The 22886-nt window shown below is 60.3% G+C and carries 25 protein-coding genes and 1 pseudogene; 19 read left to right on the forward strand and 7 right to left on the reverse strand.

Going from position 1 to position 22886, the window contains the following annotated elements:
* Both BN1137_RS22760 and BN1137_RS19235 read left to right on the forward strand, forming a co-directional pair.
* Positions 1–1247 (forward strand): annotated as a pseudogene (locus tag BN1137_RS22760) (hypothetical protein); the annotation flags it as partial.
* Positions 1244–1528: a TapY2 family type IVa secretion system protein gene (locus BN1137_RS19235; RefSeq protein ID WP_050720136.1), complete on the forward strand. Its 285-nt coding sequence runs from the start codon at positions 1244–1246 to the stop codon at positions 1526–1528. The pseudogene BN1137_RS22760 and the gene BN1137_RS19235, both read left to right, overlap by 4 nt.
* 3 nt (positions 1529–1531) lie before the next feature.
* On the opposite strand, the gene BN1137_RS19240 is transcribed toward BN1137_RS19235, so the two are convergent.
* Positions 1532–2035, reverse strand: a complete 504-nt coding sequence (locus BN1137_RS19240; protein ID WP_050720137.1) for a GspH/FimT family pseudopilin — start codon at positions 2033–2035, stop codon at positions 1532–1534.
* 137 nt (positions 2036–2172) lie between these two features.
* Here BN1137_RS19240 and BN1137_RS19245 point away from each other — a divergent pair, with 137 nt between their 5' ends.
* From BN1137_RS19245 to luxS, 4 genes are read left to right on the forward strand one after another with little or no spacing between them, the layout of a single operon-like run.
* Complete coding sequence (locus BN1137_RS19245; protein WP_050720138.1) at positions 2173–3795, forward strand: NAD+ synthase; 1623 nt, start codon at positions 2173–2175, stop codon at positions 3793–3795.
* 9 nt (positions 3796–3804) lie between these two features.
* Positions 3805–4143: a nitrogen regulatory protein P-II gene (glnB, locus tag BN1137_RS19250; RefSeq protein WP_005308848.1), complete on the forward strand. Its 339-nt coding sequence runs from the start codon at positions 3805–3807 to the stop codon at positions 4141–4143.
* A gap of 52 nt (positions 4144–4195) precedes the next feature.
* Entirely contained in the window at positions 4196–4789 is a 594-nt protein-coding gene (locus BN1137_RS19255) for a transglycosylase SLT domain-containing protein (RefSeq protein ID WP_232306974.1), read from the forward strand.
* Between the two features lie 17 nt (positions 4790–4806).
* On the forward strand, positions 4807–5316 hold the full coding sequence (gene luxS / locus BN1137_RS19260) for an S-ribosylhomocysteine lyase (protein ID WP_050720140.1): 510 nt from the start codon (positions 4807–4809) through the stop codon (positions 5314–5316).
* Positions 5317–5387: 71 nt separating this feature from the next.
* Here the strand turns inward: luxS and BN1137_RS19265 are convergent, their stop codons facing one another.
* Positions 5388–6410 (reverse strand): GGDEF domain-containing protein, encoded by a 1023-nt coding sequence (locus BN1137_RS19265; protein ID WP_050720141.1) that lies wholly within the window; start codon positions 6408–6410, stop codon positions 5388–5390.
* A 133-nt stretch (positions 6411–6543) separates the two neighbouring features.
* Here BN1137_RS19265 and rnr point away from each other — a divergent pair, with 133 nt between their 5' ends.
* The 5 genes from rnr to BN1137_RS19290 all read left to right on the forward strand — a co-directional run bounded on the left by rnr (position 6544) and on the right by BN1137_RS19290 (position 11677).
* Complete coding sequence (gene rnr, locus BN1137_RS19270; protein WP_050720142.1) at positions 6544–8913, forward strand: ribonuclease R; 2370 nt, start codon at positions 6544–6546, stop codon at positions 8911–8913.
* On the forward strand, positions 8910–9659 hold the full coding sequence (rlmB, locus tag BN1137_RS19275; protein WP_050720143.1) for a 23S rRNA (guanosine(2251)-2'-O)-methyltransferase RlmB: 750 nt from the start codon (positions 8910–8912) through the stop codon (positions 9657–9659). Before rnr ends, rlmB begins: the two co-directional genes overlap by 4 nt.
* An 8-nt stretch (positions 9660–9667) precedes the next feature.
* Positions 9668–10234: a Crp/Fnr family transcriptional regulator gene (locus tag BN1137_RS19280; protein WP_050720144.1), complete on the forward strand. Its 567-nt coding sequence runs from the start codon at positions 9668–9670 to the stop codon at positions 10232–10234.
* 56 nt (positions 10235–10290) lie between these two features.
* Positions 10291–10743: a GNAT family N-acetyltransferase gene (locus BN1137_RS19285; protein WP_050720166.1), complete on the forward strand. Its 453-nt coding sequence runs from the start codon at positions 10291–10293 to the stop codon at positions 10741–10743.
* Positions 10744–10840: 97 nt separating this feature from the next.
* Positions 10841–11677: a DMT family transporter gene (locus tag BN1137_RS19290; RefSeq protein WP_050720145.1), complete on the forward strand. Its 837-nt coding sequence runs from the start codon at positions 10841–10843 to the stop codon at positions 11675–11677.
* Between the two features lie 43 nt (positions 11678–11720).
* Here BN1137_RS19290 and BN1137_RS19295 read toward each other — a convergent pair whose 3' ends face one another.
* Positions 11721–12569 (reverse strand): alanyl-tRNA editing protein, encoded by an 849-nt coding sequence (locus tag BN1137_RS19295; RefSeq protein ID WP_050720146.1) that lies wholly within the window; start codon positions 12567–12569, stop codon positions 11721–11723.
* Between the two features lie 108 nt (positions 12570–12677).
* A complete protein-coding gene (locus BN1137_RS19300; protein WP_050720147.1) occupies positions 12678–13901 on the reverse strand; it encodes an Nramp family divalent metal transporter in 1224 nt (407 codons plus the stop codon).
* Positions 13902–14139: 238 nt separating this feature from the next.
* Between BN1137_RS19300 and rpsF the strand changes: the two genes are divergently transcribed.
* The 4 genes from rpsF (at position 14140) to BN1137_RS19320 (ending at position 16139) form a co-directional block, all read left to right on the forward strand.
* Positions 14140–14526, forward strand: coding sequence for a 30S ribosomal protein S6 (gene rpsF, locus BN1137_RS19305; protein WP_050720148.1), 387 nt, complete (start codon positions 14140–14142; stop codon positions 14524–14526).
* 30 nt (positions 14527–14556) lie between these two features.
* Positions 14557–14787 (forward strand): 30S ribosomal protein S18, encoded by a 231-nt coding sequence (gene rpsR / locus BN1137_RS19310; protein WP_005313392.1) that lies wholly within the window; start codon positions 14557–14559, stop codon positions 14785–14787.
* A 49-nt stretch (positions 14788–14836) separates the two neighbouring features.
* On the forward strand, positions 14837–15283 hold the full coding sequence (gene rplI, locus BN1137_RS19315; RefSeq protein WP_005331773.1) for a 50S ribosomal protein L9: 447 nt from the start codon (positions 14837–14839) through the stop codon (positions 15281–15283).
* Between the two features lie 112 nt (positions 15284–15395).
* Positions 15396–16139: a ferredoxin--NADP reductase gene (locus BN1137_RS19320; protein ID WP_050720149.1), complete on the forward strand. Its 744-nt coding sequence runs from the start codon at positions 15396–15398 to the stop codon at positions 16137–16139.
* A 23-nt stretch (positions 16140–16162) separates the two neighbouring features.
* Here the strand turns inward: BN1137_RS19320 and BN1137_RS22620 are convergent, their stop codons facing one another.
* Both BN1137_RS22620 and BN1137_RS19325 read right to left on the reverse strand, forming a co-directional pair.
* Positions 16163–16360, reverse strand: coding sequence for a hypothetical protein (locus BN1137_RS22620; RefSeq protein WP_157433850.1), 198 nt, complete (start codon positions 16358–16360; stop codon positions 16163–16165).
* 252 nt (positions 16361–16612) lie between these two features.
* Positions 16613–16939, reverse strand: a complete 327-nt coding sequence (locus BN1137_RS19325; RefSeq protein WP_050720150.1) for a hypothetical protein — start codon at positions 16937–16939, stop codon at positions 16613–16615.
* Between the two features lie 251 nt (positions 16940–17190).
* Here BN1137_RS19325 and BN1137_RS19330 point away from each other — a divergent pair, with 251 nt between their 5' ends.
* The gene (locus BN1137_RS19330; RefSeq protein WP_050720167.1) at positions 17191–18177 is read left to right on the forward strand and encodes a hypothetical protein; all 987 of its coding nucleotides are present in this window, start codon (positions 17191–17193) and stop codon (positions 18175–18177) included.
* Between the two features lie 97 nt (positions 18178–18274).
* Here the strand turns inward: BN1137_RS19330 and BN1137_RS22625 are convergent, their stop codons facing one another.
* Positions 18275–18442 carry a hypothetical protein gene (locus BN1137_RS22625; protein WP_198150679.1) on the reverse strand — a complete coding sequence of 56 codons (168 nt, stop codon included), beginning with the start codon at positions 18440–18442 and terminating at the stop codon, positions 18275–18277.
* Between the two features lie 56 nt (positions 18443–18498).
* Between BN1137_RS22625 and BN1137_RS19335 the strand changes: the two genes are divergently transcribed.
* The 3 genes from BN1137_RS19335 (at position 18499) to BN1137_RS19345 (ending at position 22878) form a co-directional block, all read left to right on the forward strand.
* Positions 18499–19464: an NADP-dependent oxidoreductase gene (locus tag BN1137_RS19335; protein ID WP_232306973.1), complete on the forward strand. Its 966-nt coding sequence runs from the start codon at positions 18499–18501 to the stop codon at positions 19462–19464.
* A complete protein-coding gene (locus tag BN1137_RS19340; protein WP_050720152.1) occupies positions 19464–19898 on the forward strand; it encodes a YqaA family protein in 435 nt (144 codons plus the stop codon). Before BN1137_RS19335 ends, BN1137_RS19340 begins: the two co-directional genes overlap by 1 nt.
* Positions 19899–20064: 166 nt before the next feature.
* Positions 20065–22878 carry a M16 family metallopeptidase gene (locus BN1137_RS19345; protein WP_050720153.1) on the forward strand — a complete coding sequence of 938 codons (2814 nt, stop codon included), beginning with the start codon at positions 20065–20067 and terminating at the stop codon, positions 22876–22878.
* Positions 22879–22886: the final 8 nt, after the last annotated feature.

Below are 22886 nucleotides of genomic sequence, written 5' to 3' on the forward strand. Positions count from 1 at the left end.
CCCCGACCCTGAAATGGCGTTTGAATTCGCAGACGACGGGGTTCGGCGAACTGGGATTGACCTGGTCTGTGCCCGAGATCGCGTTCGTGCCTGGGGTCACAGATCCGGTTTTGATTTTTACCGGAGGCTATGACTCGAACAAGAATGCTCTGGGGCTGGGGGCGAGTGACAGCATGGGGCGGGGGATCTACATCGTCAACGCGGCGACGGGGGCACTCCTGTTTAGCGCAACTCCAGCTGCGACCTCGACCACCAACCTGCAGGTAACAGGGATGCTTGATAGCATGCCTGGCTCGGCGGCTACTCTGGACAGTGATGGCGATGACAAAACGGATCGTATCTACGTAGGGGATACCGGGGGGAATATATGGCGGATGGACCTTCCTTCTGCCACTAAATCCGATTGGAAGGTATTCAAGTTTGCCAGTCTGGGATCGGACACGACCCAGGCAGATGACCGCCGCTTCTTTACCCAGCCCATAGTGGTCAGAACTATCAACAAGCAAGTGACGGCAACGGTTGTCGGGGGAAATACAACCTACTCCTATCAGGATCGTCCCTTCGATGCGGTGTTGATAGGAAGTGGTGACCGCAATCGCCCTTCCTCTGAATCAACCGTCCATAACGGCTACTTCATGTTGCGTGACTACGATGTGATGCCGCGTACATCGACTTCGCCCACTAGGTCGGCTATCCAGATTTCAGAACTCTACGATGTGACCAATGATCCCTTGTCGGCACAGACCACCAGTACCGGCATTCTGGCAACCAAGGCCGGTATTACCAGTGCGAAGGGCTGGGTCAACTGGTTGAACGAAGAGGGTGAGAAGTCGCTGGGGGCGGGTGTGGTACTGCAGGGCAAGCTCTATTTCACCTCCTTCCTACCCCAGGTTCAGTCATTCCAGCAGTGCACCATTCAGTCCATTGGGGCGGCGCGCCAATATATGGTGGATATGCACTATGGCAGCTCCTTCCGCTACGTGGTGGATCTGGACGGCAATGAAACGCCAGAACGCTATGTGGAAGTGCAAAACAAGGTGGCGGATGACCTGGTCGTACATGCGGGTGATGACGCGAAAATACGCATCATTGGTGGCGGAGCAGGGGAAGAGGTCATCCTCAAAGACGATGGAAGTGGTGAGCCCGAGCGCTGTACCGGTGGTGGTGAATGTGCCCAGGGGGCGGAAGAGGCCGAGATGGACATGTCGCCCAAAAAAATCTACCTGTATGAAGGAGAGGCGCAATGAAACCGCTGAAGATGATGTTGGGCCTGGGGGTTTTATTATCAGGCTCTGTGCTGGCGGATGACATGAAGTGTTATACCGAGCTGACCAATGGGCAGCGGGTCGTATTGCACGGCACAGTAGCAGATAGCAGCTCTCAGGCCGTGCAGGAGAAATTCAAGCTGCGAGGATATGAAGTGAACGGTGTTGTGGTACCTGTGCTCAAGCTGTTGGAATGCCAGCAATTGGGGGATAAGTTCCAGTCAAAAGAAGCTAGACAGCAGGATGAGAGTCAATTGCGATGAATATCAAGGGCAGATGTTAGCTTGAGTTGACTGAGTTGTGCGCCCGGAAGGGGCTATGACCAGATTAACTTGGGCATTGCCCGGACTGCAGAGGCTGAGGGTGGCATTGGTGACCAGGCTGGTGCCATCCGGGCTGAACGTCGTGGAAATCCTGTTGTTGGCTGCGGTCAATGTTCTGGGGAAGGTTGGGCTTCTTGCCAAGAACTGCTCCCCGCTGTTGAGGATGTTATTGCCGTTATCATCGATAAACACCAGCAGCTGTGTCGGGCTGGCGGTGACGCAGTTATCGCTGGCGTTGGCCAGGCAGGCGGTGACCGTTTGTTGGTTGTCGACGGCTTGGCTGCGAGCAAAACGCAAGTACTTCAGGACTGAGCGGGATTCAAACTGCAGCGTGTTCTCATTGAGCAGACTCGACATGGCGGGGGCACCAATCCCAAGCAAGATGATACCCAGACTGACGGCAATCATCAGTTCAAGCAGGGTGAATCCTTTCACATCCTTGACCATGGCAATGTCTCCCTTGATTAGTTACATCTTATCTCTTGGCCGCCAGAACTCCAGCGCAAAGGCCAAGTGTTGAGCTGGCACAGCCAGCCCCTTTTCTTTATCATTCCCCATCATTTTTGATTTTAAGATGCATCGCCATGGCAAAAGCCCTCTCTCTGATGCTTGCCCAGTTAAATCTGACGGTAGGCGCCATCGAAGATAACTGTGACAAGGTGTTGGCCGCAGCCGCGCAGGCGGAGCTGCAAGGCGTCGATCTGCTGGTGTGTTCCGAGCTGGCGCTGACCGGCTACCCGCCGGAAGATCTGCTGCTGCGCGCCGACCTGATGATCCGGGTCGAGGTTGCCCTGGGCCGCATCGCGGCCTGGCAGGGTCATTGCGCCATTTTGGTGGGGCATCCCTGGCGCGAGGGTGAGGCGCTCTACAACGCGGCCTCTCTCTATGAGCGGGGTCAGCTGGTCGCCCGTTACTTCAAGCAAGACTTGCCCAATTACGGGGTCTTTGACGAGAAGCGCTACTTCACTGCTGGCTCAGAGACTTGCGTCGTTTCCTTCCGTGGTCACCAGCTTGGGCTGCTTATCTGCGAAGATCTGTGGCAAGCGGACCCTGCGCTGGCCGCCAAGGCGGCGGGAGCAGAGCTACTGCTCACCATCAATGCCTCTCCCTATGACAGAGAAAAACCCTGGATCCGTCACGAGCTGATGACGGCGCGTTGCGCCCAGACCGGCCTGCCGCTGGTGTACCTCAATCAGGTGTGTGGCCAGGATGAGCTGATCTTCGATGGCTGCTCCAAGGTATTCAATGGCTTGGGTGAGCTGACCCACAAGTTGGCACCTTTCGCCGAAGAGTTGGCGCTAGTGCGTTTCGAGCAGGGTCAGCCGGTGAAAGTGAAAGAGCCCGCCGCTTCTCTCGAGCCTCTGGCCGAGATCTATCAGGCGCTGGTGCTGGCGGTGCGTGACTACATCACCAAGAACGGCTTCCAGGGCGCGGTGTTGGGTCTGTCCGGTGGCATCGATTCCGCCCTGACCCTGGCTATTGCCGCCGACGCCATCGGTGCTGACAAGGTGCAGGCGGTGATGATGCCGTTCCGCTACACCGCCCAGATGAGCGTGGAGGATGCCAAGGAGCAGGCTGAGCGGATGGGGGTGGAGTTTGACATCATCTCCATCGAGCCCATGTTCGAGGGCTTTATGACCCAGCTTGCCCCCTTGTTTGCCGGTACCGCTCGCGATACCACCGAAGAGAACCTGCAGGCCCGCTGCCGCGGCGTGCTTTTGATGGCGCTCTCCAACAAACGCCGCCGCATTGTGTTGACCACGGGCAACAAGAGCGAAATGGCGGTCGGTTATGCCACCCTCTATGGCGACATGGCCGGCGGCTTCGATGTGCTCAAGGATGTGCCCAAGACCCTAGTCTTCAAGTTGTGCGAATATCGCAACAGCGTCGATTATGTGATCCCGCAGCGGGTCATCGATCGCCCCCCGTCGGCAGAGCTGGCGCCAGATCAGGTGGATCAAGACAGCCTGCCGCCCTATGACATCCTGGATGCGATCCTCAAGCGTTATGTGGAAGAGGATGCTTCGGTCACCGATCTGGTGGCGGAGGGCTTCGAGGAGGCGGTGGTGCGCAAGGTGATCCGCTTGGTGGATCTCAATGAATACAAGCGTCGCCAAGCCGCTGTCGGGCCCCGCATCACGGCCCGCAACTTTGGTAAGGATCGCCGTTACCCCATCACCTCCGGGTTTGGCAAACAGAACTGGTAAGGAGTCACCATGAAGAAGATTGAAGCCATCATCAAACCGTTCAAGCTGGACGATGTGCGCGAGGCCCTGGCCGAGATCGGCATCAACGGCATGACAGTGTCCGAAGTCAAAGGCTTCGGTCGTCAGAAAGGCCATACCGAACTCTACCGCGGTGCCGAATACATGGTGGATTTCCTGCCCAAGGTAAAAGTCGAGCTGGTGGTGCAGGACGAAGACCTCGACGCCTGTCTGGAGGCCATCCAGAATACCGCCCGCACCGGCAAGATTGGTGATGGCAAGATTTTCGTCTGTGAAGTGGAACGCGTTATTCGCATCCGTACTGGCGAAGAGAACGAAGACGCTATTTGATGTTATGGATGCGCCTCGTAACGACAGTAAAGATGGCATCGCGCTGATGTGGATGCGTCTCGTGGTGGTGGCAGGCCTGTTGATGGGCCTGACAGCCTGTAGTAGCAAGCCGCCGGCCCAGCCGGAGAACCTGTGCCAGATTTTTCGGGAGAAGCCGGAGTGGCACAAGGCGGCGCTCAATATGACCGAGCGTTGGGGCACCCCGGTGCATGTGGTGATGGCCATGATGTATCAGGAGTCCTCCTTCGTGCATGATGCCCAGCCGCCGATGCAGTATTTCCTGTTCATCCCGACTGGGCGCGCCAGCTCGGCCTATGGTTATGCTCAGGTGAAAGATGAAACTTGGGATGATTATCAGCGGGAAAGCGGGAATGGCTGGAGCGATCGCGACGACTTTGCCGACGCCATCGATTTCATGGGCTGGTACACTAGCAAGGCGCAGCGGCTCAATGGCACCTCCAAGTGGGATGCCTATGGTCAGTATCTCAATTATCACGAAGGCTGGGGTGGCTACCGGCGTGGCAGCTATCGCAGCAAAGGGTGGCTGATGAAGGTCTCCCGCAAGGTGGAGGCCCGCGCTCAGCGCTACGGCGCCCAGTACCGACAATGCAAGGAACAGCTCCCCAGCGGGGGCTGGTTCTCGTAACCAATCAGGAGTCAGAAATGCCGTTATTGGACAGTTTTACCGTCGACCATACCCGTATGGAAGCCCCTGCAGTGCGGGTGGCCAAGACCATGCAGACCCCGAGCAAGGACACCATTACCGTGTTCGACCTGCGTTTCTGCGTGCCTAACCAGGAGATCCTCTCCGAGCGCGGCATCCACACGCTGGAGCACCTGTTTGCCGGCTTTATGCGCGACCATCTCAATGGGGATGGGGTCGAGATCATCGACATCTCCCCCATGGGCTGCCGTACCGGTTTCTACATGAGCCTGATCGGCGCACCGGATGAGGCCCGTGTGGGCGCTGCCTGGAAAGCCGCTATGAGCGACGTACTGACCGTACAGGAGCAGGGCAAGATCCCCGAGCTGAACGAGTACCAGTGCGGTACCTACAGCATGCACTCGCTGGAGGAGGCCCATGCCATCGCCCGCCACGTGCTGGAGCGCGGCATCGGCGTCAACCATAACGACGAGCTGGCCTTGCCGGAAGAGAAGCTCAAGAGCCTCTAAACGCATCGCCAGAATGAAAAAGGCCGGTCATTGACCGGCCTTTTTACTATTCGACGTTGCACCCTGTGCGTTCAGGAGGGCAGCGGCATCACCCGGTTGCGGCCCAGCTCCTTGGCCTTGTAGAGCAGCTTGTCGGTGCGCTCGACCAAGGCATCGCCGGTCTCCTGGCCATTGTGTTCACCGACACCGAACGAGGCGGTGATGTGATCGATGCGGCGACCGGACTTGCGATCCAGGATCGACATCTTTTCGATGGCCCGGCGCAGGCTCTCCGCCATCTGGCGGGTCAACGATAGGGAGCGGCGCGGCGCCAGCAGGGCAAACTCTTCCCCCCCGAGTCGATAGGCGGTGATCCCTTCCTTGCTCGCTTCCCGCAGTCGCTTGCCGAAGATGCGCAGCACCTGATCCCCCAGCAGATGACCGTACTCGTCGTTGAAGCTCTTGAAGCGGTCGATGTCGACCATGATCAGCGAGAACGGCTGGCGGTTGCGGATCAGGCAGTCCATCTCCAGATCGAAGGCGCGGCGATTGAGCAGATTGGTGAGGGCGTCTTCGGTGGCCAGTTTGCGGGTTTCGCTCAGCGCCTCCTTCAGCTCCTTGATCTCCTTCTCGGCGCTGCTGAGCTGATTGCGAAAGTGCAGGGTGGACATGCGCACGTCCCGCGATTCGCGTACCAGCTCGCGCAAGATGGTCATGGTGTCATCCAGACTCAGCCCCTCGTCATCGATGAGGCTCAGCCGGTCGAAACTCTTGTCGAGCATGGCCTGGAACTGACCGGTATCGACCAGCGCATCCTGCATGGAGTGACCGAGCTCGTTGGCCATGGCGGCCAGACTGAGTTTCATGGCCTCCAGTTGCTGCTCATCCTGGTTGGCGAGGTGCTGGTGATAGAGGCGCTCACAGGTAGGCAGGGAGCAGGTTCCCTGCAGTTTGACCGCCTGATCGATGGCACTGTTCAGCTCGGGCATGTCGCCTGAGACGTAGTTATACCAAAGGTGGTAATTATTCGGGGTGGTAGGGATTTGATACTTGATCATCAAGGGTACCGCCTGTTTCAAATAGGCGGCGGATTGGGCGAACGAGTCCTTGCTCATGAGTTCCGAGTCTCACATACCTGCAAACTGGGCCCAGTATGACAGAGAGATTGGCCAAAAGGCAGTCGATGGATGCCATTAGCTCCCCCCTTCGATATAATGTCTTCATTATTACCTACCCTAAGGCCTGCTTATGTCTCAAAAAGATCCTTTCCTCCAACGCGAGGCCGAAAAATACGAAAATCCTATCGCCAGTCGCGAGATGCTGCTGGAGCTCATCAGGGGCCATGAGAAACCCATGTCCCGTGAGGAGTTGGCCAAGGCCCTCAAGCTGACCGACGAAGAACCGTTGGAAGCCTTGCGCCGTCGTCTGCGCGCCATGGAACGTGATGGACAGTTGGTGTTCACTCGCAACCAATGTTACGCCCTGCCGGATCGTCTGAATCTGGTGAAAGGCTATGTGCTCGGTCACAAAGATGGATTCGGTTTTCTGCGCCCCGAGGGTGGCGGATCGGATCTGTTCCTGAACAACCGCGAGATGCAGCGCCTGATGCACGGTGACTACGTGCTGGTGCAGCCGACCGAGATCGACCGCAAGGGGCGTCAGGAAGCGCGTCTGGTGCGTCTGCTCAAGGCCCGTGAGGCCGACATCGTCGGTCGCTATTTCGTCGAGAACGGGGTTGGTTTCGTGGTACCGGATGACAGCCGCATCGGCCAGGACATCATCATCCCGGAAGGGGAGAACAAGGGTGCCCGCCAGAGCCAGGTGGTGGTCGTGCGGATCACCCAGCGCGCCACTTCCCGCATCAATGCGGTCGGTACCGTGCTGGACGTGCTGGGCGAGAACATGGCGCCGGGCATGGAGATCGAGATCGCCCTGCGTACCCACGGCATCCCCCACACCTGGCCGGAAGAGGTGACCAAAGAGGTCGCCGGTCTCGGCGAGCAGGTGCCGGAGAAGGCCAAGGAGGGTCGCATCGACTTGCGCGCCCTGCCGCTCATCACCATCGATGGGGAAGATGCTCGCGACTTCGATGATGCCGTGTTCTGTGAAGCCAAACGCGGTGGCGGCTGGCGCCTGTGGGTGGCCATCGCCGACGTGTCCGCCTATGTGAAGCCCGGCACGGCGCTGGATGCCGAGGCCTATCAGCGTGGCAACTCCGTCTACTTCCCCGAGTTCGTGGTGCCCATGCTGCCGGAGGTGCTCTCCAACGGCTTGTGTTCCCTGAACCCGCAAGTTGATCGCCTGTGCATGGTGTGCGAGATGACCATCTCCGCCGCTGGCCGCATGTCCGGTTACAAGTTCTACGAAGCCGTGATGAACTCCCACGCGCGCATGACCTACAGCAAGGTGGCCGGCATTCTGGATGGCGAGCCCAAGCTGCGTCAGCAGTACGAACCGCTGATCGGGCACATCGAAGAGCTCAACAACCTCTACAAGGCGCTCAAGCACGCCCGTCACCAGCGTGGTGCGGTGGAGTTCGAGAGCGACGAGACCCGCTTCATCTTCAACGCCCAGCGCAAGATCGACCAGATCGTGCCGCTGGTGCGCAACGACGCTCACAAGATCATCGAAGAGTGCATGATCCAGGCGAACGTGGCCGCTGCCCGTTACATCGAGAAGAACGAAGCCGCCGCCCTGTTCCGTACCCACGACCGTCCGGGTGAAGAGCGTCTGATCGCCTTCCGTGACTTCCTGGCCGAGCTGGGTCTGGAGCTCAAGGGTGGCCTCGAGCCCGAGCCGAAAGATTTCGCCGAGCTGGCTGCCAAGTTTGAAGGGCGCCCGGATGCCGAGCTGCTCTCCACCATGTTGCTGCGCTCCATGCGCCAGGCGGTCTATCAGGCCGACAACATCGGTCACTTCGGTCTGGCCTTGAAGTCTTACGCCCACTTCACCTCACCGATCCGTCGTTACCCGGATCTCATCCTGCACCGTGCTATTAAATACCAGACGGCCAAGGAGCAGCAGGGTAATCTGCGCCACAAGTGGACACCAAGCGGTGGTTATCACTACCAGCTGGAAGAAGTGGATCCTATGGGCGAGCACTGCTCCATGACCGAGCGCCGTGCCGACGATGCGACTCGCGATGTAGCCGACTGGCTCAAGTGTGAGTACATGCTGGATCACGTGGGTGACGACTTTGACGGCGTCATCGCCAGCGTCACCGGTTTCGGCTTCTTCGTCCGACTGGCGGATATCCACATCGACGGTCTGGTGCATGTCAGCACCCTCACCAACGACTACTACCAGTTTGATCCCCTGCACATGCAGCTGATCGGCGAAAACTTCCGCCGTCGCTACCGCCTGGGTGACAAGGTCCGGGTCAAGGTGATGGGCGTGAACCTGGACGATCGCAAGATCGACTTCGTGATGGTGGAAGCACCACTCACCGGCAAGGATGGCAAAGAGGTCGTGCGCAAGCCCGCCAAGGGTGGCCAGCGTCACGAGAAACGCAAAGAAGGCGGCAAGGATAGCGGCAAATCCGACCGGGGTGGCCACGCCAAACCCAACAACAGACGACCGAGCAAGAAGGCTCGTGACAAGGCCAAGAGCACTAAATGAGTACTGAACTGATCTACGGCATTCACGCTGTATCTGCGCTGCTTGAGCGCACCCCGGAGCGTTTCATCGAAGTGTGGGCTCTCAAGGGGCGCGAGGATGACCGGCTGCAACCCTTACTGGACGAGCTGGAATCCCTCGGCCTCAAGGTGCAGAGCGTGAACCGCAAGACGCTTGATGACAAAGCCGAGGGCAACAATCACCAGGGCATCATGGCCAAGGTAATTGAAGCGCCCAAGCTGGCCGAGCACGACCTGGCCAACCTGCTGGATCAGCTTGCCGAGCAGCAGACCGAGCCTTTCCTGCTGGTGCTGGACGGGGTGACCGATCCGCACAACCTCGGTGCCTGCCTGCGCAGCGCCGATGCGGCGGGTGTCCATGCGGTGATCGTGCCGCGGGACAAGGCCACTGGTTTGACTTCTGTGGTGCGCAAGGTTGCCTGCGGCGCCGCCGAAGTGGTGCCGCTCATCCAGGTCACCAACCTGGCCCGCAGCCTGCGCGAGTTGCAGGAGCGTGGCGTCTGGCTAGTCGGCACCGCCGGCGAGGCGGATCACGATCTCTATCAGGCCAAGTTGACCGGTCCGATGGCGTTGGTGATGGGAGCCGAGGGCAAGGGCATGCGCCGCTTGACGCGCGAGCATTGCGACGAGCTGGTAAGCATCCCGATGGCTGGCGCGGTATCGAGCCTCAACGTCTCGGTGGCGACCGGCGTCTGCCTGTTCGAAGCCGTGCGTCAGCGCCGCAGCTGAGTCAGAAGATGGACAGACCCCAGTTCAGTCTGGATAGGGTCATGAATGAGCAGGAGGCCGAGCGCCTCCTCTCTTTTGCCCGCTCGCTGCGGCTCGCTCCCAAATCCTGCCTCTGGCATGCCGGCGACAGCCCGGATCTGCTGGTCAGGGTGGAGCAGGGGTTGCTGCGGGCCAAGGTGGTACTGGCGGACGGGCGCGAGTACATCAAGGAGTTCTACTGGGAGGGGGACGAGTTCATCGACTTCCATCATCTGCTCTCGGGTGAACCCGCCCGTTATAGCCTGGAGGCGCTGGAGCCCTGCCGGTTGCAACTGTTCTCCCTGGCCGATCTGCGCCAGCTTCCCTGCTGGTCCGACTGGTATCATCACCTGCTGGCTGTGCAGCTGCGCATCAAGGAAGAAAAAGAGCTGCTACTGCTGACCGAGAGTCCCCAGGCCCGTTACCAGCACTTCCTTGACCATTTTCCGGCGCTGGATGCCAGGGTACCGGATCACCAGATCGCCGCCTATCTCGGCATCAGCCCCATCAGCCTCAGCCGCATTCGCAAGCGGCTCAAGAGTCTTAACCAAGGTTAATGCCGGCGCTGGCCTGGGCGTTTATGCTGGCGGGCCGGATCCATAAGGAGTTGTCGATGAATTGGAGTCTCAAGCCCTGGTGTGACCTCACCACGGACGAATTGTATGAGTTGCTTGCCCTGCGCGCCGAGGTGTTTGTGGTGGAGCAGACCTGTCCCTTCCAGGATCTGGACGGACTGGATCGCCGTGATGGCGTATTGCACCTGCTCGGCTATGAGGGCCGGCATCTGGCGGCCTACGCCCGCATCATGGCCCCCGGTATAGGTGACGAGCAGGGTGTTGCTATCGGCCGGGTGGTTAGCTCGCCCGCATCGCGGGGCGGTGGTCTGGGTCACCGTCTATTGAGCGAGGCCGTCAAAGGCTGTGAAACTGTCTGGCCGGGTCATTCCATCTGGCTCGGGGCCCAGGCCCACCTGCAGGGTTTCTATGGGCAGCACGGTTTCGTGGCGGAAGGGGAGGGCTATATCGAAGACGACATCCCGCATATGGGGATGCGCAAGGCACCCTGAGCCGACGCCGAGCCAAGGGAGCCTTCATGAGATGGCTCCCAGATTGCTGTGCTACAAACGGGTATGATGCCCGTCCCGAATGGACTGGAACCCTGTCGTGACTCCCACCATCTTCGCGGCCATCTTGCTGGCCGCCCTGTTGCACGCGCTCTGGAACGCGCTAGCCAAGCGCCAGGCTGCGGGCCGGGTCAGCGTCTTGCTGGTCGCCCTCTGCTCCGGCCTGTTTTCTCTCCCCTTCTTGCCGCTGGTGGGACTGCCTGCACCGGCCGAGTATCCCTGGCTGGCACTCTCGGTGCTGCTGCATTGCGGTTATTGCCTGTTTCTCGGCCGCGCCTACCGGCTCGGAGAGTTTGGCCAGATCTATCCCCTTGCCCGTGGCAGCGCCCCACTGCTGACCCTGCTGCTCGGGGCCCTGCTGCTGGGGGAGTGGCCCGGATGGCTGGCTGCGGTGGGGGCTCTGGTGCTGGTGAGCGGGGTTCTGCTGATGGCGTGGCGCGGCGGCATCAGGTTGGAGCCTGCCGCCCTTATCGCCGTGTTGATCACGGCGCTCTTTACCGCCGCCTACACCCTGTCTGATGGCATGGGGGCGCGCTCGGCCGGCGCGCCGGTGCGTTATACCCTCTGGCTATTCACCCTGACAGCCCTAGTTATGCCGCTGCTGATGCAGTGGCAGAGCCGTGGTGCCTGGCGCACGCTGAACCGGGTTGACTGGTATAAGGGGGCCGTCGGGGGCGGGTTGTCGCTGCTCGCCTACGGCATCGTCATCTGGGCCATGACCAAGGCGCCCATCGGGCTGGTGGCAGCGCTGCGAGAAAGCAGCGTGCTGTTTGCCGTGCTGCTCTCCTGGCTCTGGCTGGGGGAGCGGCTGGGACGGGTCAGGGTAGTCGCCGCCCTGGTGATCCTGTGCGGCATCCTGCTGATCAGGCTTAGCTGATGGGAGAACGCCGAGTCGAGACATGGCCGACTCGGCGTTTTGCTTAAGGGGCGACCCGGCTGATCAGGGTGAAGCCTTCCTCTGCGGGGGTGAGTTGTACCCTGACCTGACCCAGCTCGGCCAGGCTGCCGACATGAGTACCACCGCAGGGGATGGTCAGCTCGTTTCCTTCGAGCACACAGTGCCAGTAGCGCGAGTCGATGATGGCGTCGCCGGCCCGTGAGCGGCGGATCTCGCCCCCCTCTGCCAGCCAACTGGCCAACTGCTCATTAATGCTTTGTTCGATGGCGGGCAGGGCCGCGAGCAGCTCCACCGCCATCACCCCCTTCTTGCGCAGGCTCTTGCCGATCCGGTACTGCTCCCGGGAGCCGTTAGGCTCGACCCTGGAAAGCGCAATGGCGAGCCGGTCAAAATCCGGCTGACCGAGGGCATCCCGCTCGTCCACTTCCTTACGCCAGTAAGCAGCGACTACCCGGTTGAGCGCCAGTGCCGCCAGGTGGCAGCCGCTGTGACCCAGGCTCAGGCCATGGCGAGCCTCGGCATCCACCCGCAACTCGACCTCACTGCCGACCGCCAGCTCATGCTTGCCAGCCAGCGGATGCACCACCACGAAGGCCCAACCTTCGGCGCCGCGCTTGACCGGAATATCCTGATCGACAAACAGCTCGCCATCCGGGCTGATGGCGCCCATGCGGCAGGGGCCCACGGCGGCACTGCCGCCATCCCATACCACAGTGCCCACGTCTCCCGGTTGATCGGGCCAGAGGTGGCTCTGGGGATGAAAAGGTGTGAGGTCGGTCACCAGCAGGGTCGGCTGAGCGGCCTGGCAATAGACCACTTTGGCCTGCTCCTGATGATGGCCCAGCACGAAGCTGGCGCGGCTATGTTCCATGAATGGCTCCTGCGTACGGCATATGAGGAAAGTCGCAGCATACGCCAAAGTGCAGACAGGCTCATTAACCCGCGTTAATGAGCCTGTCTGGAGGTGGCCGATTGGGCGCTAGATCATGGAGACCAGCAGGTAGGCGTTGAGGCCGATCACCAGGGCGACGATCAGGCGTCCCAGTGCCTGGGTGACCGGGTGATTGCGATGCTGGCCCATCAGGGTGCGATCGCCGGTCAGGATCAGCAGGGGAATGAGCGCAAGGGCGATACCAAAGCTCAGGACCACCTGGCTCAGTACCAGGATCTCGGTGGTGTTGAACCCCATGGCGATCACCACGAAGGCGGGGGCCATGGTGATGGCCCGGCGCAGCCAGAGCGGAATGGTGAAACGCACGAAGCCCTGCATCACCACCTGGCCGGCGAGTGTGCCCACCACGGTGGAAGAGATGCCGGACGCCACCAGGGATAGGCCAAACAGGGTCGCCGCCGCCGGCCCGAGCAAGGGGGTGAGCGTCTGGTAGGCGGTTTCCAGCTCGGCCACCGGCTGGCTGCCCGTGCCGTGGAAAGCCGCCGCGGCCATGGCCATCATGGCCAGGTTGACGAAGCCGGCGATGGTCATGGCGATGGCGACATCCACCTTGGTGGTGTGCAATCGCTGGGTGATGGTGCCCTGATCCTGGGTGTGCTGGGTCAGCGCCGAGTGCAGATAGATGACGTGGGGCATGACGGTTGCGCCGAGCACGCCGGCGGCGAGATAGACGGCATCGCTGTTGGGCAGGCCCGGGAAGAGAGCGCCTTCCAGCAGGCTTGGCAGGTGAGGGCGAGAGAACACCAGTTCGACGATATAGGCGGCGGCGACGAACAGCAGCAGGCCGCCCACCACGAACTCCAGCGGCTTCTGGCCACGGCTCTGCAGCATCAGGATAGCCCAGGTGACCACGGCCGTGATGCAGGCCCCTTCCAGCAAGGTGACGCCGAGCAGCAGCTTGAAGCCCACGGCCGCGCCGATGAACTCGGCGAGATCGGTGGCCATGGCGATGAGCTCCGCCTGTACCCAGTAGGCCCAAACCGCGGGTTTGGGCAACTTGTCGCGGATGTGCTCCGCCAGGTTCTTGCCGGTGACGATACCGAGCTTGGCGGAGAGGGTCTGCACCAGCATGGCCATCAGGTTGGCCCACACCACCACCCACAACAGTTGATAGCCAAAGGTGGATCCCGCCTGGATATTGGTGGCGAAATTACCCGGATCTATATAGCCGATGGCGGCAATAAAGGCGGGCCCCAGCAGGGTCAGCTTGAATTTGCGGGCCGGGATGGCCGTGCTCAACGCGGGTTGCATGCTATCACCCTCCATAAGGTCATGAGGATAGAATAGATCTAAATGATAATTGTTATCAATTGAAGTTTTGTATCGAAGCCATCGATAAAAACATCTGTCGACGCCAGTTGCAGTGAGAGAGGCGATTTCGTACAATACGCCGCCCTAGAAAGCAGTGTTTAAACACCACTATGTTCCTTGCCTCCGAGGTTTGGCTGCACCTGGGCGGAGGCTGAATTAATCCGTAAGGAGCTAATTAATGCGTCATTACGAAATCGTCTTCATGGTTCACCCGGACCAGAGCGAGCAAGTACCTGGCATGATCGAGCGTTACACCGGCGCTATCACCACCGCTGGTGGCACTATTCATCGCATGGAAGATTGGGGCCGTCGTCAACTGGCTTACCCGATCGACAAGCTGCACAAAGCTCACTACGTTCTGATGAACGTGGAAGCCGAGCAGGCCGTTATCGATGAGCTGGAAACCAACTTCCGCTTCAACGATGCCGTTATCCGCAACATGATCATGCGCACCAAGCACGCCGTGACTGAAGTTTCTCCGATGGCCAAGGCCAAAGAAGAGCGCTTCCCACGTCGTGACGACGAGCGCCGCGAAGATGCTGTTGAAGCTTCTTCCGAAGAGTAATTCTGGATCACTGAATAGAGGATAAAGGCCATGGCACGTTATTTCCGTCGTCGTAAGTTCTGCCGCTTCACCGCCGAGAACGTTACCGAGATCGACTACAAAGATATCGTTACTCTGAAAAACTACGTCACTGAATCTGGCAAGATCGTACCGAGCCGTATCACCGGTACCCGCGCCAAGTATCAGCGTCAGCTGGCACGCGCCATCAAGCGTGCTCGTTACCTGGCTCTGCTGCCGTACACCGATCTGCACAACAAGTAAGAATCGGTCCGGCACTTAAGCCTAACTCAACTTTCTTAGAGGAAAGGTAATGCAAGTTATCCTGCTCGACAAAATCGCCAAACTGGGCGGTCTGGGTGATCAAGTCGCTGTTAAAGCTGGCTACGCCCGTAACTATCTGATCCCGCAAGGCAAAGCCGTTATGGCTACCAAGGCCAACATCGAGACCTTCGATGCTCGCCGTGCTGAACTGGAAGCCAAACTGGCTGCCGGTAAAGCTGCCGCTGAAGAGCGCGCTGCCAAGCTGGGTGAACTGGCTGCCGTTGTTATCGCCTCCAAATCTGGCGACGAAGGCAAGCTGTTCGGTTCCATCGGTACCCGTGACGTGGCTGAAGCCATCACTGCTGCCGGCGTCGCCGTTGCCAAGAGCGAAGTCCGTATGGGCAACGTTCTGCGTAACACCGGCGAGTACGAAGTTGTTGTTCAGCTGCACGCTGACGTCAAAGCAACCGTACAGATCCAGGTTGTTGCTCTGTAATAGCGTCTCGCTTTGCAGAAAAAACCCGCGCAACTGCGCGGGTTTTTTTCTTTTTGAATCAAGGGGGGATCAAAGGGTAAAGTGAGGTTCTGTTCTTCTGGAGGAGATCCTTATGGCTGCCTGGGTCGAAGGTCGGGTACTCGAGCGAATCGAGTGGACGTCCACCCTGTTTTCCCTGCGTATCGCGGCGGACCTCGCCCCCTACAAGGCGGGGCAATTTACCAAGCTGGCCCTGCAACGGGGTGAGCAGCGCATTCAGCGCGCGTACTCTTTCGTCAATCCTCCCTCTGCCCCCTATCACGAATTCTATCTGGTCGAGATCCCGGACGGCGAACTGACCCCCTCGCTCGGTGCCTTGCAGCCCGGAGACAGCCTGTTGGTCTACTCGCAAGGGACGGGGTTTCTGACCCTGGATGAGCTGCCCGCCGGGCGCGATCTCTGGCTGCTCTCCACCGGTACCGCCATCGGCCCCTTCCTCGCCATGCTGGCAGACGGTGAGGCGTTCGAGCGCTTCGAGAATCTGGTGCTGGTGCACGGGGTGCGCAAGGGCGAAGAGCTCACCTATCAGGCGCTGATTACCAGCCTGATCGAGCAGTATGACGGGCGTTTTCGCTATGTTCCCTTCGTCAGTCGGGAGGAGTGGCCGGATGCCATCAGCGGCCGGATCCCGGCAGCCATCGGTGACGGGCGGTTGCAGGCGCGGGTTGGGCTCGAGTTTGCGGCCGAGCACAGTCAGGTGATGATCTGTGGCAATCCTGCCATGGTGAAGGAGACCCAGCAGGCCTTGCTGGCGCTGGGGTTGGCCAAGAATCTGCGGCGGGCGCCGGGCAATATCAGTGCGGAAAATTACTGGTAGATAAGGCAGTGTAACGCGCTAATTTACTCTGTTTTTCCATTCACTTCTTTTGCTGGAATCATTGTTTCTGGTTCGTCATGCTGCCTCATGGCGGCATCTCGCTTCGCCTGAGATGGCTCATTTTGACGCGTTGTCGCGGCATCGGGGCGTGCAGGGGGCGCGTCAAATGCCGCGCCGCTATTGAGCAGTCGGGAGAGCAAATGGGAGATGGAGTTGCGCATGATAGCCTCGTCACAGCAGGAGGAGGCGCAGTGTATCGCCATCAAGCTTAACGGAAACGGAACGGCGTTCGCGCCAGCTCTTGCGGGAGTTGGTGATGAACGGGCGGGTAACGTGGTGGATTGGGTCGACATCCTCTGACCTGAGGCCAGAATATAAAGAATGTCAGTCAATTATTCCTAATACATGTAAATAAACCGCATCTTTTGCTGTCGCTGAGTGGGGCCCCTGACGGTAGCAGGGGCTTGCCAGCGTCATTTATTCTTGTTGTTCCCCTTATCTTTTCCCTTCTGTTTGTCATGGCCCTTGCCGGGGTTGTTGCCGCTGTGGATGCTGCGGTTGTAGTGGTCGCGGTATTTGCCGTCCATGTTGTCGCAGTTGAGCTGGATGCGGTTGTCGCGGGTGCTGACATCCAGGCAGTTGTCCTGCCACCAACCGTACTCCTTGTCGTCCCAGCCCAGGTTCACCTTGATGTTGTCGGTGGAGATCCTGATGCCGTCGTCGTCCTTGTGGGGAGGCGTGGCCGACGCGGCGCCCTGGACGAATAACAGGCTGAGCAGCAGGGGGGTGAGAGTGCGCATGATGACCTCGATGTCAGGGGAATGAGTGTCAGTGTATTCGCCCGTCCCTTAATCATGGCGGAATAGAGATGTAACGCTGCGCCTGCACCAGCCGCCCGAGGCGGCGCAGGGATGGCTATTTGTCCAATTAGGTCGGGTTCTGCCCATCCAAACCGGGATATGAAGGAAATCCGGCGATGGGTCTTCATTCTGCGGTCTGGCTGACTATAATCGGCAGCCAAATTTCCTCTGCACCACATCGCCTCTTCATCATGACTACACAGGACACCGCCGCACTGCGCTACCCCAAGGGCTGGTTCGCACTGACCACGGTTTACAGTTTTACCGGGTTGGCTATTCTGGCCTCCATCGTCTTCTCCCTGCTGCTGTTTCTCTCCATCGACGACAACCCGCTGATGAAGTGGCTGTTCGGCGGGCTCGCCATCATCTTCGAACTGGGCAAGTTTTACGTCTGGTACGAGTACGGTGAGTGCAAGGCGCGCCGCGATTTCGGCGGCGCCTTCTGGTCGCTGCTGTTTTACAGCGTGCTGGCGGCCATCTCCATCGGTGGCAGTATCGGCGGCATCAACAGCGCCACCAACACCATTCTGAGTCAGCAGGCGCGCCACGAGCGGGAACTGGCGCGCTTCGACGAGCAGATCGCCAGCATCGAGCGCCAGATCCAGCTCAACGAGGAGGCGGCGCGCAAGTACATCGAGATGGCACGGATCTCCAGCGGCGTCAGCGGCTTGCAGCAGGCCAATACCAAGCTCAGGTTGAAGCAGGATGAGCTGCGGCTGGAGCGCGATGCCAAGCCGCTCAACGAGCAGTCCTCCATGCTGGGGCTGATGAGCAGCCTGGCGGACGGGGTGGGCATGAGCATCAGCCAGGTGCAGTTCCTGCTGGTCTGCTTCCTCTCGGTGCTGCTCGATGCATTCGGTGCCTATTTCGTCAGCCTGATCGGGGCGGAGAACCGCTTCCGCCGCCAGTGGTTGCTGCAGCAGCGAGAGCGCACCGAGGCTGTGTCATCGGAGGCCGCTGACATCCTGGTCGACAAACCGGCCCCGGCGCCCGCCCTGGTGGAACGGGTGCGTGGCGCGCTGGAGAGTGGCGAGCTCAAGTGCAGCAAGCGCAAGGTGGCAGAGGTGCTGGCCATGCCGCTGGAAGAGGTGGACAGGGTGTTCCAGCATCTGCTGGCACAGGGGGTGCTGGGGCAGGGCAGCAACCGCCATTACTATCTCAATACATCCGCCAGTTGAACGCGAGGCCACCCCAGGGTGGCCTCGTTGTTGCTGGGGATTGCCGGGGGCTGCTAGTGAGTCAGCACCCTCTTTGTTGCCGGGGGAGGCTCGCGGGCTAGTGAGTCAGCACCATCATCAGGCTGAGGAATGCCGCCAGACCGCCACCGAGGCCGATGATCCAGTAAAACCCCTTGGCTCCTTGCTTGAGCGGGATGCGGAAGTAGAGCAGCAAGGCCCACCATCCCAGTGCCAGCAACAGAGGAATAAGAAACATTCGAGCCATGATGCCCTCGCTGTTATTCTGTTGATCCTTGATCAATCAACAGGATGGATTGTGCAATGACGCAGCTACAGATTACCGCATTCGGCGACCCCTCGGTACTTAAGCTCAACCCCTCCCTCGACAAGGTGCCCGCAGAGGGGGAGGTTCGGGTGCGCATCTGTTATGCCGGGGTCAATCCCATCGACGCCAAGACCCGGGCCGGCCTCGGCTGGGCGGCGGCCCAGAACAAGGACAAGCTGCCCTGGACGCCGGGTTATGACGTGGCGGGCGTGATCGAGAAGCTCGGCCCGGGCGTCAGCGCCTTCAAGGAAGGGGAGCCGGTGTGTGGCATGGTGGGTTTCCCGCTGGCGGGGGGCGGCTATGCCGAATCCATCGTGGTGAGCGAGCGTGAACTGGTCAAACTCGACGGCGTCAGTCTCAAGCAGGGCGCCGCGCTGCCCCTGGCGGGCCTCACCGCCTGGCAGGGATTGTTCGAGCACGGTGGCCTCAAGGGAGGGCAGCGAGTGCTGATCCTGGCCGGTGCCGGCGGGGTGGGCCATCTGGCGGTGCAGTTTGCCAGTGCCTATGGCGCCGAGGTGGTGGTCACCGCGAGCAAGGACAATCACGTCTTCCTGCATGGGATCGGCGCCAGCAAGATGGTGGATTACCACGACGCCGACTGGGTCGCCCAGGTCGGGCCGGTGGATCTGGTGCTGGATCTGATGGGGGGGGAAAGTGGCAAGGCGGCGCTGGCCTGTGTCGCCAAGGGTGGCAAGCTGGTGACGGTGCCGACCCTCACGGCGCAGCTGATCAAGGATGCCGGCGCGGCGCTGGGCGTAGAGGTGACCGGCATGCTGGTACACCCCGATACCAGGCAGCTGGCCCAGATGCTGATCCTGCTGCGCCAGGGGGGTGCGCACATCACCCTGGCGGGCGAACACACGTTGGCAGAGGGGGCCCTGGCGCATCAGGCCCTCGAGCGCGGCCATACCCGTGGCAAACTGGTGCTGCGCATGCCTGCCGCCGAACGCTATCCTGCCTGATGGCGGCGCTGGAAACCGGGCTGGGTTGGCTGTTTCTCAGTGCCTTCACCTCGGCGACCCTGTTACCCGGCAGCTCGGAAGTGCTGCTGGGGGTAATGGCCAATCAGGACAAGTGGAGCATGACCAGCCTGCTGCTGTGGGCGACCCTGGGCAATACCCTGGGCTCCATGACCACCTGGTGGCTCGGCTGGCTTGCTACTTACAAGAAAAAACCGGAAGATTTTCAAGGCCGTGGGGAACAAAAAGCGCTCGGTTGGCTCAAACTCCATGGTCACTGGTGCCTGTTTTTTACCTGGGTGCCGGTGATCGGTGATGGACTCTGTCTGCTGGCCGGTTGGCTCCGTTTCTCATTTTGGCGTTCTCTTGTGCTGATAGGGCTCGGTAAACTGGTGCGTTATGCCGTGGTGTTGTTGCTGGCCAAGCAGATCTTCTAGCCTCTTTTTTCATTGGTGAGGTAACAGTGACAGAACGCGCTCCATCAGGCATCTCATTGGACTCTACCCTGCCAGCGCTGGCAGCCCCGGCCCTGGACTTGCAGCCGCTCAGGCTGCTGCCAGGCATATTCTCTAGTCTCGTTTTCCGTGCAGCCACGAGGTAACCGTGAACAAACTCATTCCATTAAGCCTGCTGCTGGGCTTTGCCCTGCCGGTGCTGGCCGCCCCGACCCTGGTCTCTGAACAGGTCAAGCAGGAGGGCAAGCTCGGTATTCCCTATCAGATGTACAAGCTCGATAACGGCCTGACCGTGATCCTGGCACCCGACAAGTCCGATCCCCTGGTTCACCTCGACGTGACCTATCACGTGGGCTCGTCCCGCGAGACCGTGGGCAAGTCCGGTTTCGCTCACTTCTTCGAGCACATGATGTTCCAGGGCTCCAAGCACGTTGGCGATCAGCAGCACATGCGGATCATCAACGAGGCGGGTGGTGACATGAACGGCACCACCAACAAGGACAGAACCAACTACTACGAGACCGTGCCGGCCAACCAGCTGGAGAAGGTGTTGTGGCTGGAAGCGGATCGCATGGGCTTCCTGCTCGATGCGGTGAGCCAGAAGAAATTCGAGATCCAGCGCGCCACCGTCAAGAACGAACGGGCCCAGCGCATCGACAACCAGCCCTATGGTCTGGTGAGCGAGAAGGTGGGCGAGGTGCTCTATCCGCGCTCCCATCCTTACTCTTGGCAACCCATCGGCTATGTGGAAGATTTGGACAGAGTCGGGGTCGATGACCTCAAGCAGTTCTTCCTGCGCTGGTACGGGCCGAACAACGCTACCCTGACCCTGGGCGGCGATTTCGACACCCAGCAGGCGCTGGCCTGGATTGAGCAATACTTCGGCTCCATTCCCCGCGGGCCCGACGTGGCCGAGCCGACGCCCGAGCCGGTGAGCCTGCCCGAGACCCGCTACGTCACCCTGGAAGACAAGGTGCACCTGCCGCTGCTCTACATCAGCTACCCGACGGTGGCGCTCGGTGATCCGCAGGAGCCGGCGCTCGATATCTTCGCCGATGTGCTCGGCGGCTCCGCCAGCTCCATGCTCTATCAGTCCCTGGTCAAGACCGGCAAGGCCATCGAGGTCGGCGCCTCTCACTCCTGCGAGGAGCTGGCCTGTACCCTGACGGTGTACGCCTATCCGAACCCGGCGCAGGACGGCAACCTCAAGACCCTCAAAGACGAGGTCGACAAGGTGATCGCGGAGTTTGCCACCCGTGGCCTCAAACCTGACGATCTCGAGAAGGCCATCAGCAGCTATCGCGCCGCCGCCATCTGGGGGCTGGACAGCATCGAGGGCAAGGTGAGCCAGCTCGCCATGGGCCAGGTGCTGGCGCAGGATCCGAACTATGTGTTCAAGAATCTGGATGCCATCAGTCAGGTCAAGGCCTCTGACGTCAAGGCAGCCTATGACAAGTTCATCGCCGGCAAGCCTGCCGTGGTGCTGAGCGTGGTGCCCAAGGGTAAGACCGATTGGCAGGCGGGCACGCCGAACTTCACCCCCGCCAAGCGGGAGTTGCCGGATTACAGTCAGCATGCCGAGGCGCTGGCGCTGCGGCCAGTCAAAGACAGTTTCGACAGGAGCGTCCAGCCCAAGGCGGCCGAGGCGGTCAGCGTCAAGGTGCCAGCTATCTGGCGCGGCAAGCTGGACAAGGGCATCGAGCTCATCGGCACCCAGAGTGACGAGATCCCGGCGGTCTCCATCATGATCGCCCTGCCGGGCGGTATTCGGGCCGAAGGCAAGGGTGAGCTGGGTCTCGCCAGCCTCACCGCCGCCATGCTGGAGCAGGGCACGGTACGCCTCTCCGAGGCCGAGCTCAGCGACGAGTTGCAAAAACTCGGTGCCAGCATCAGCGTCTCAACCGCCCAGTACAACAACCTCATCACCATCAGCAGCCTGACCGACAAGTTGCCCCAGACGCTGGCACTGGTGCGCGAAGTCTTGATGCGTCCCGGCATGCGGGAGGCGGATTTTGAACGGCTCAAGGCGCAGATGCTGCAAGGCATGAAGCAGAGCGAGCAGCAGCCTGAGTGGCTGGCCGGTCAGGCGTTCCGGGAGCTGGTCTACGGCAAGCAAAACCGGCTCGGTCAACCGACCAACGGGGTGCTGAACGATGTCGAGAAGCTGACCCTGGCGGATGTGAAGCGCTTCTATCAGGAGTACTACAACCCGACCAATGCCAAGGTGGTGGTGACCGGCGATGTGACCCAGCAACAGATCGAGGATCAACTTGGTTTCCTGACCGAGTGGAAGGGCGCAGCGCCCCAGCTGGGAGATCTCAAGCCCAAGGGTGAGCAGGCCAAACCCGGTATCTACCTGGTGGACAAACCGGGCGCGCCCCAGTCGGTGATCCGCATCGGTCGCCGCGCCATGGCGTTTGATACCACGGGGGATTACTTCACCGCGAACCTGATGAACTTCAATCTGGGGGGCAACTTCAACAGCCGCATCAACCTCAACCTGCGGGAAGACAAGGGCTACACCTATGGTGCCAGCTCGGGCTTCTCCGCCAATCGTGAGGCGGGTGTGTTCGCCACCGGCGCCAACGTGCGCAGCGATGCGACCGTGGATGCCATTCGCCAGTTCCTCAAGGAAATGGATGGCTACCGTGCCAGCGGCCCGACCCCGGTGGAGCTGGCCTATATGCGCAGCGCCGTCTCCCAGCAGGATGCGCTCTCCTACGAGACCCTGGCGCAGAAGGCCGGCTTCTTGCTGCAGATGATCATGTATGACCTGAAACCTGACTATGTGCAGGCCCAGAACAAGCTGATCAAAACGGTGTCGCCTGAGGCGCTAAAGGCCAGTGCGGCTCGCTGGCTGGATCCGGCCGATATGGTAATAGTGGTGGTAGGTGACAAGCAAAAGCTTGAAAAACCGCTGGCGGAGCTTCATCTTCCCATTTATCCGTTGCAGCTGCCCTGAGGGCGCTA

The organism is Aeromonas tecta, assembly GCF_000820185.1.
Lineage (GTDB): Bacteria > Pseudomonadota > Gammaproteobacteria > Enterobacterales > Aeromonadaceae > Aeromonas > Aeromonas tecta.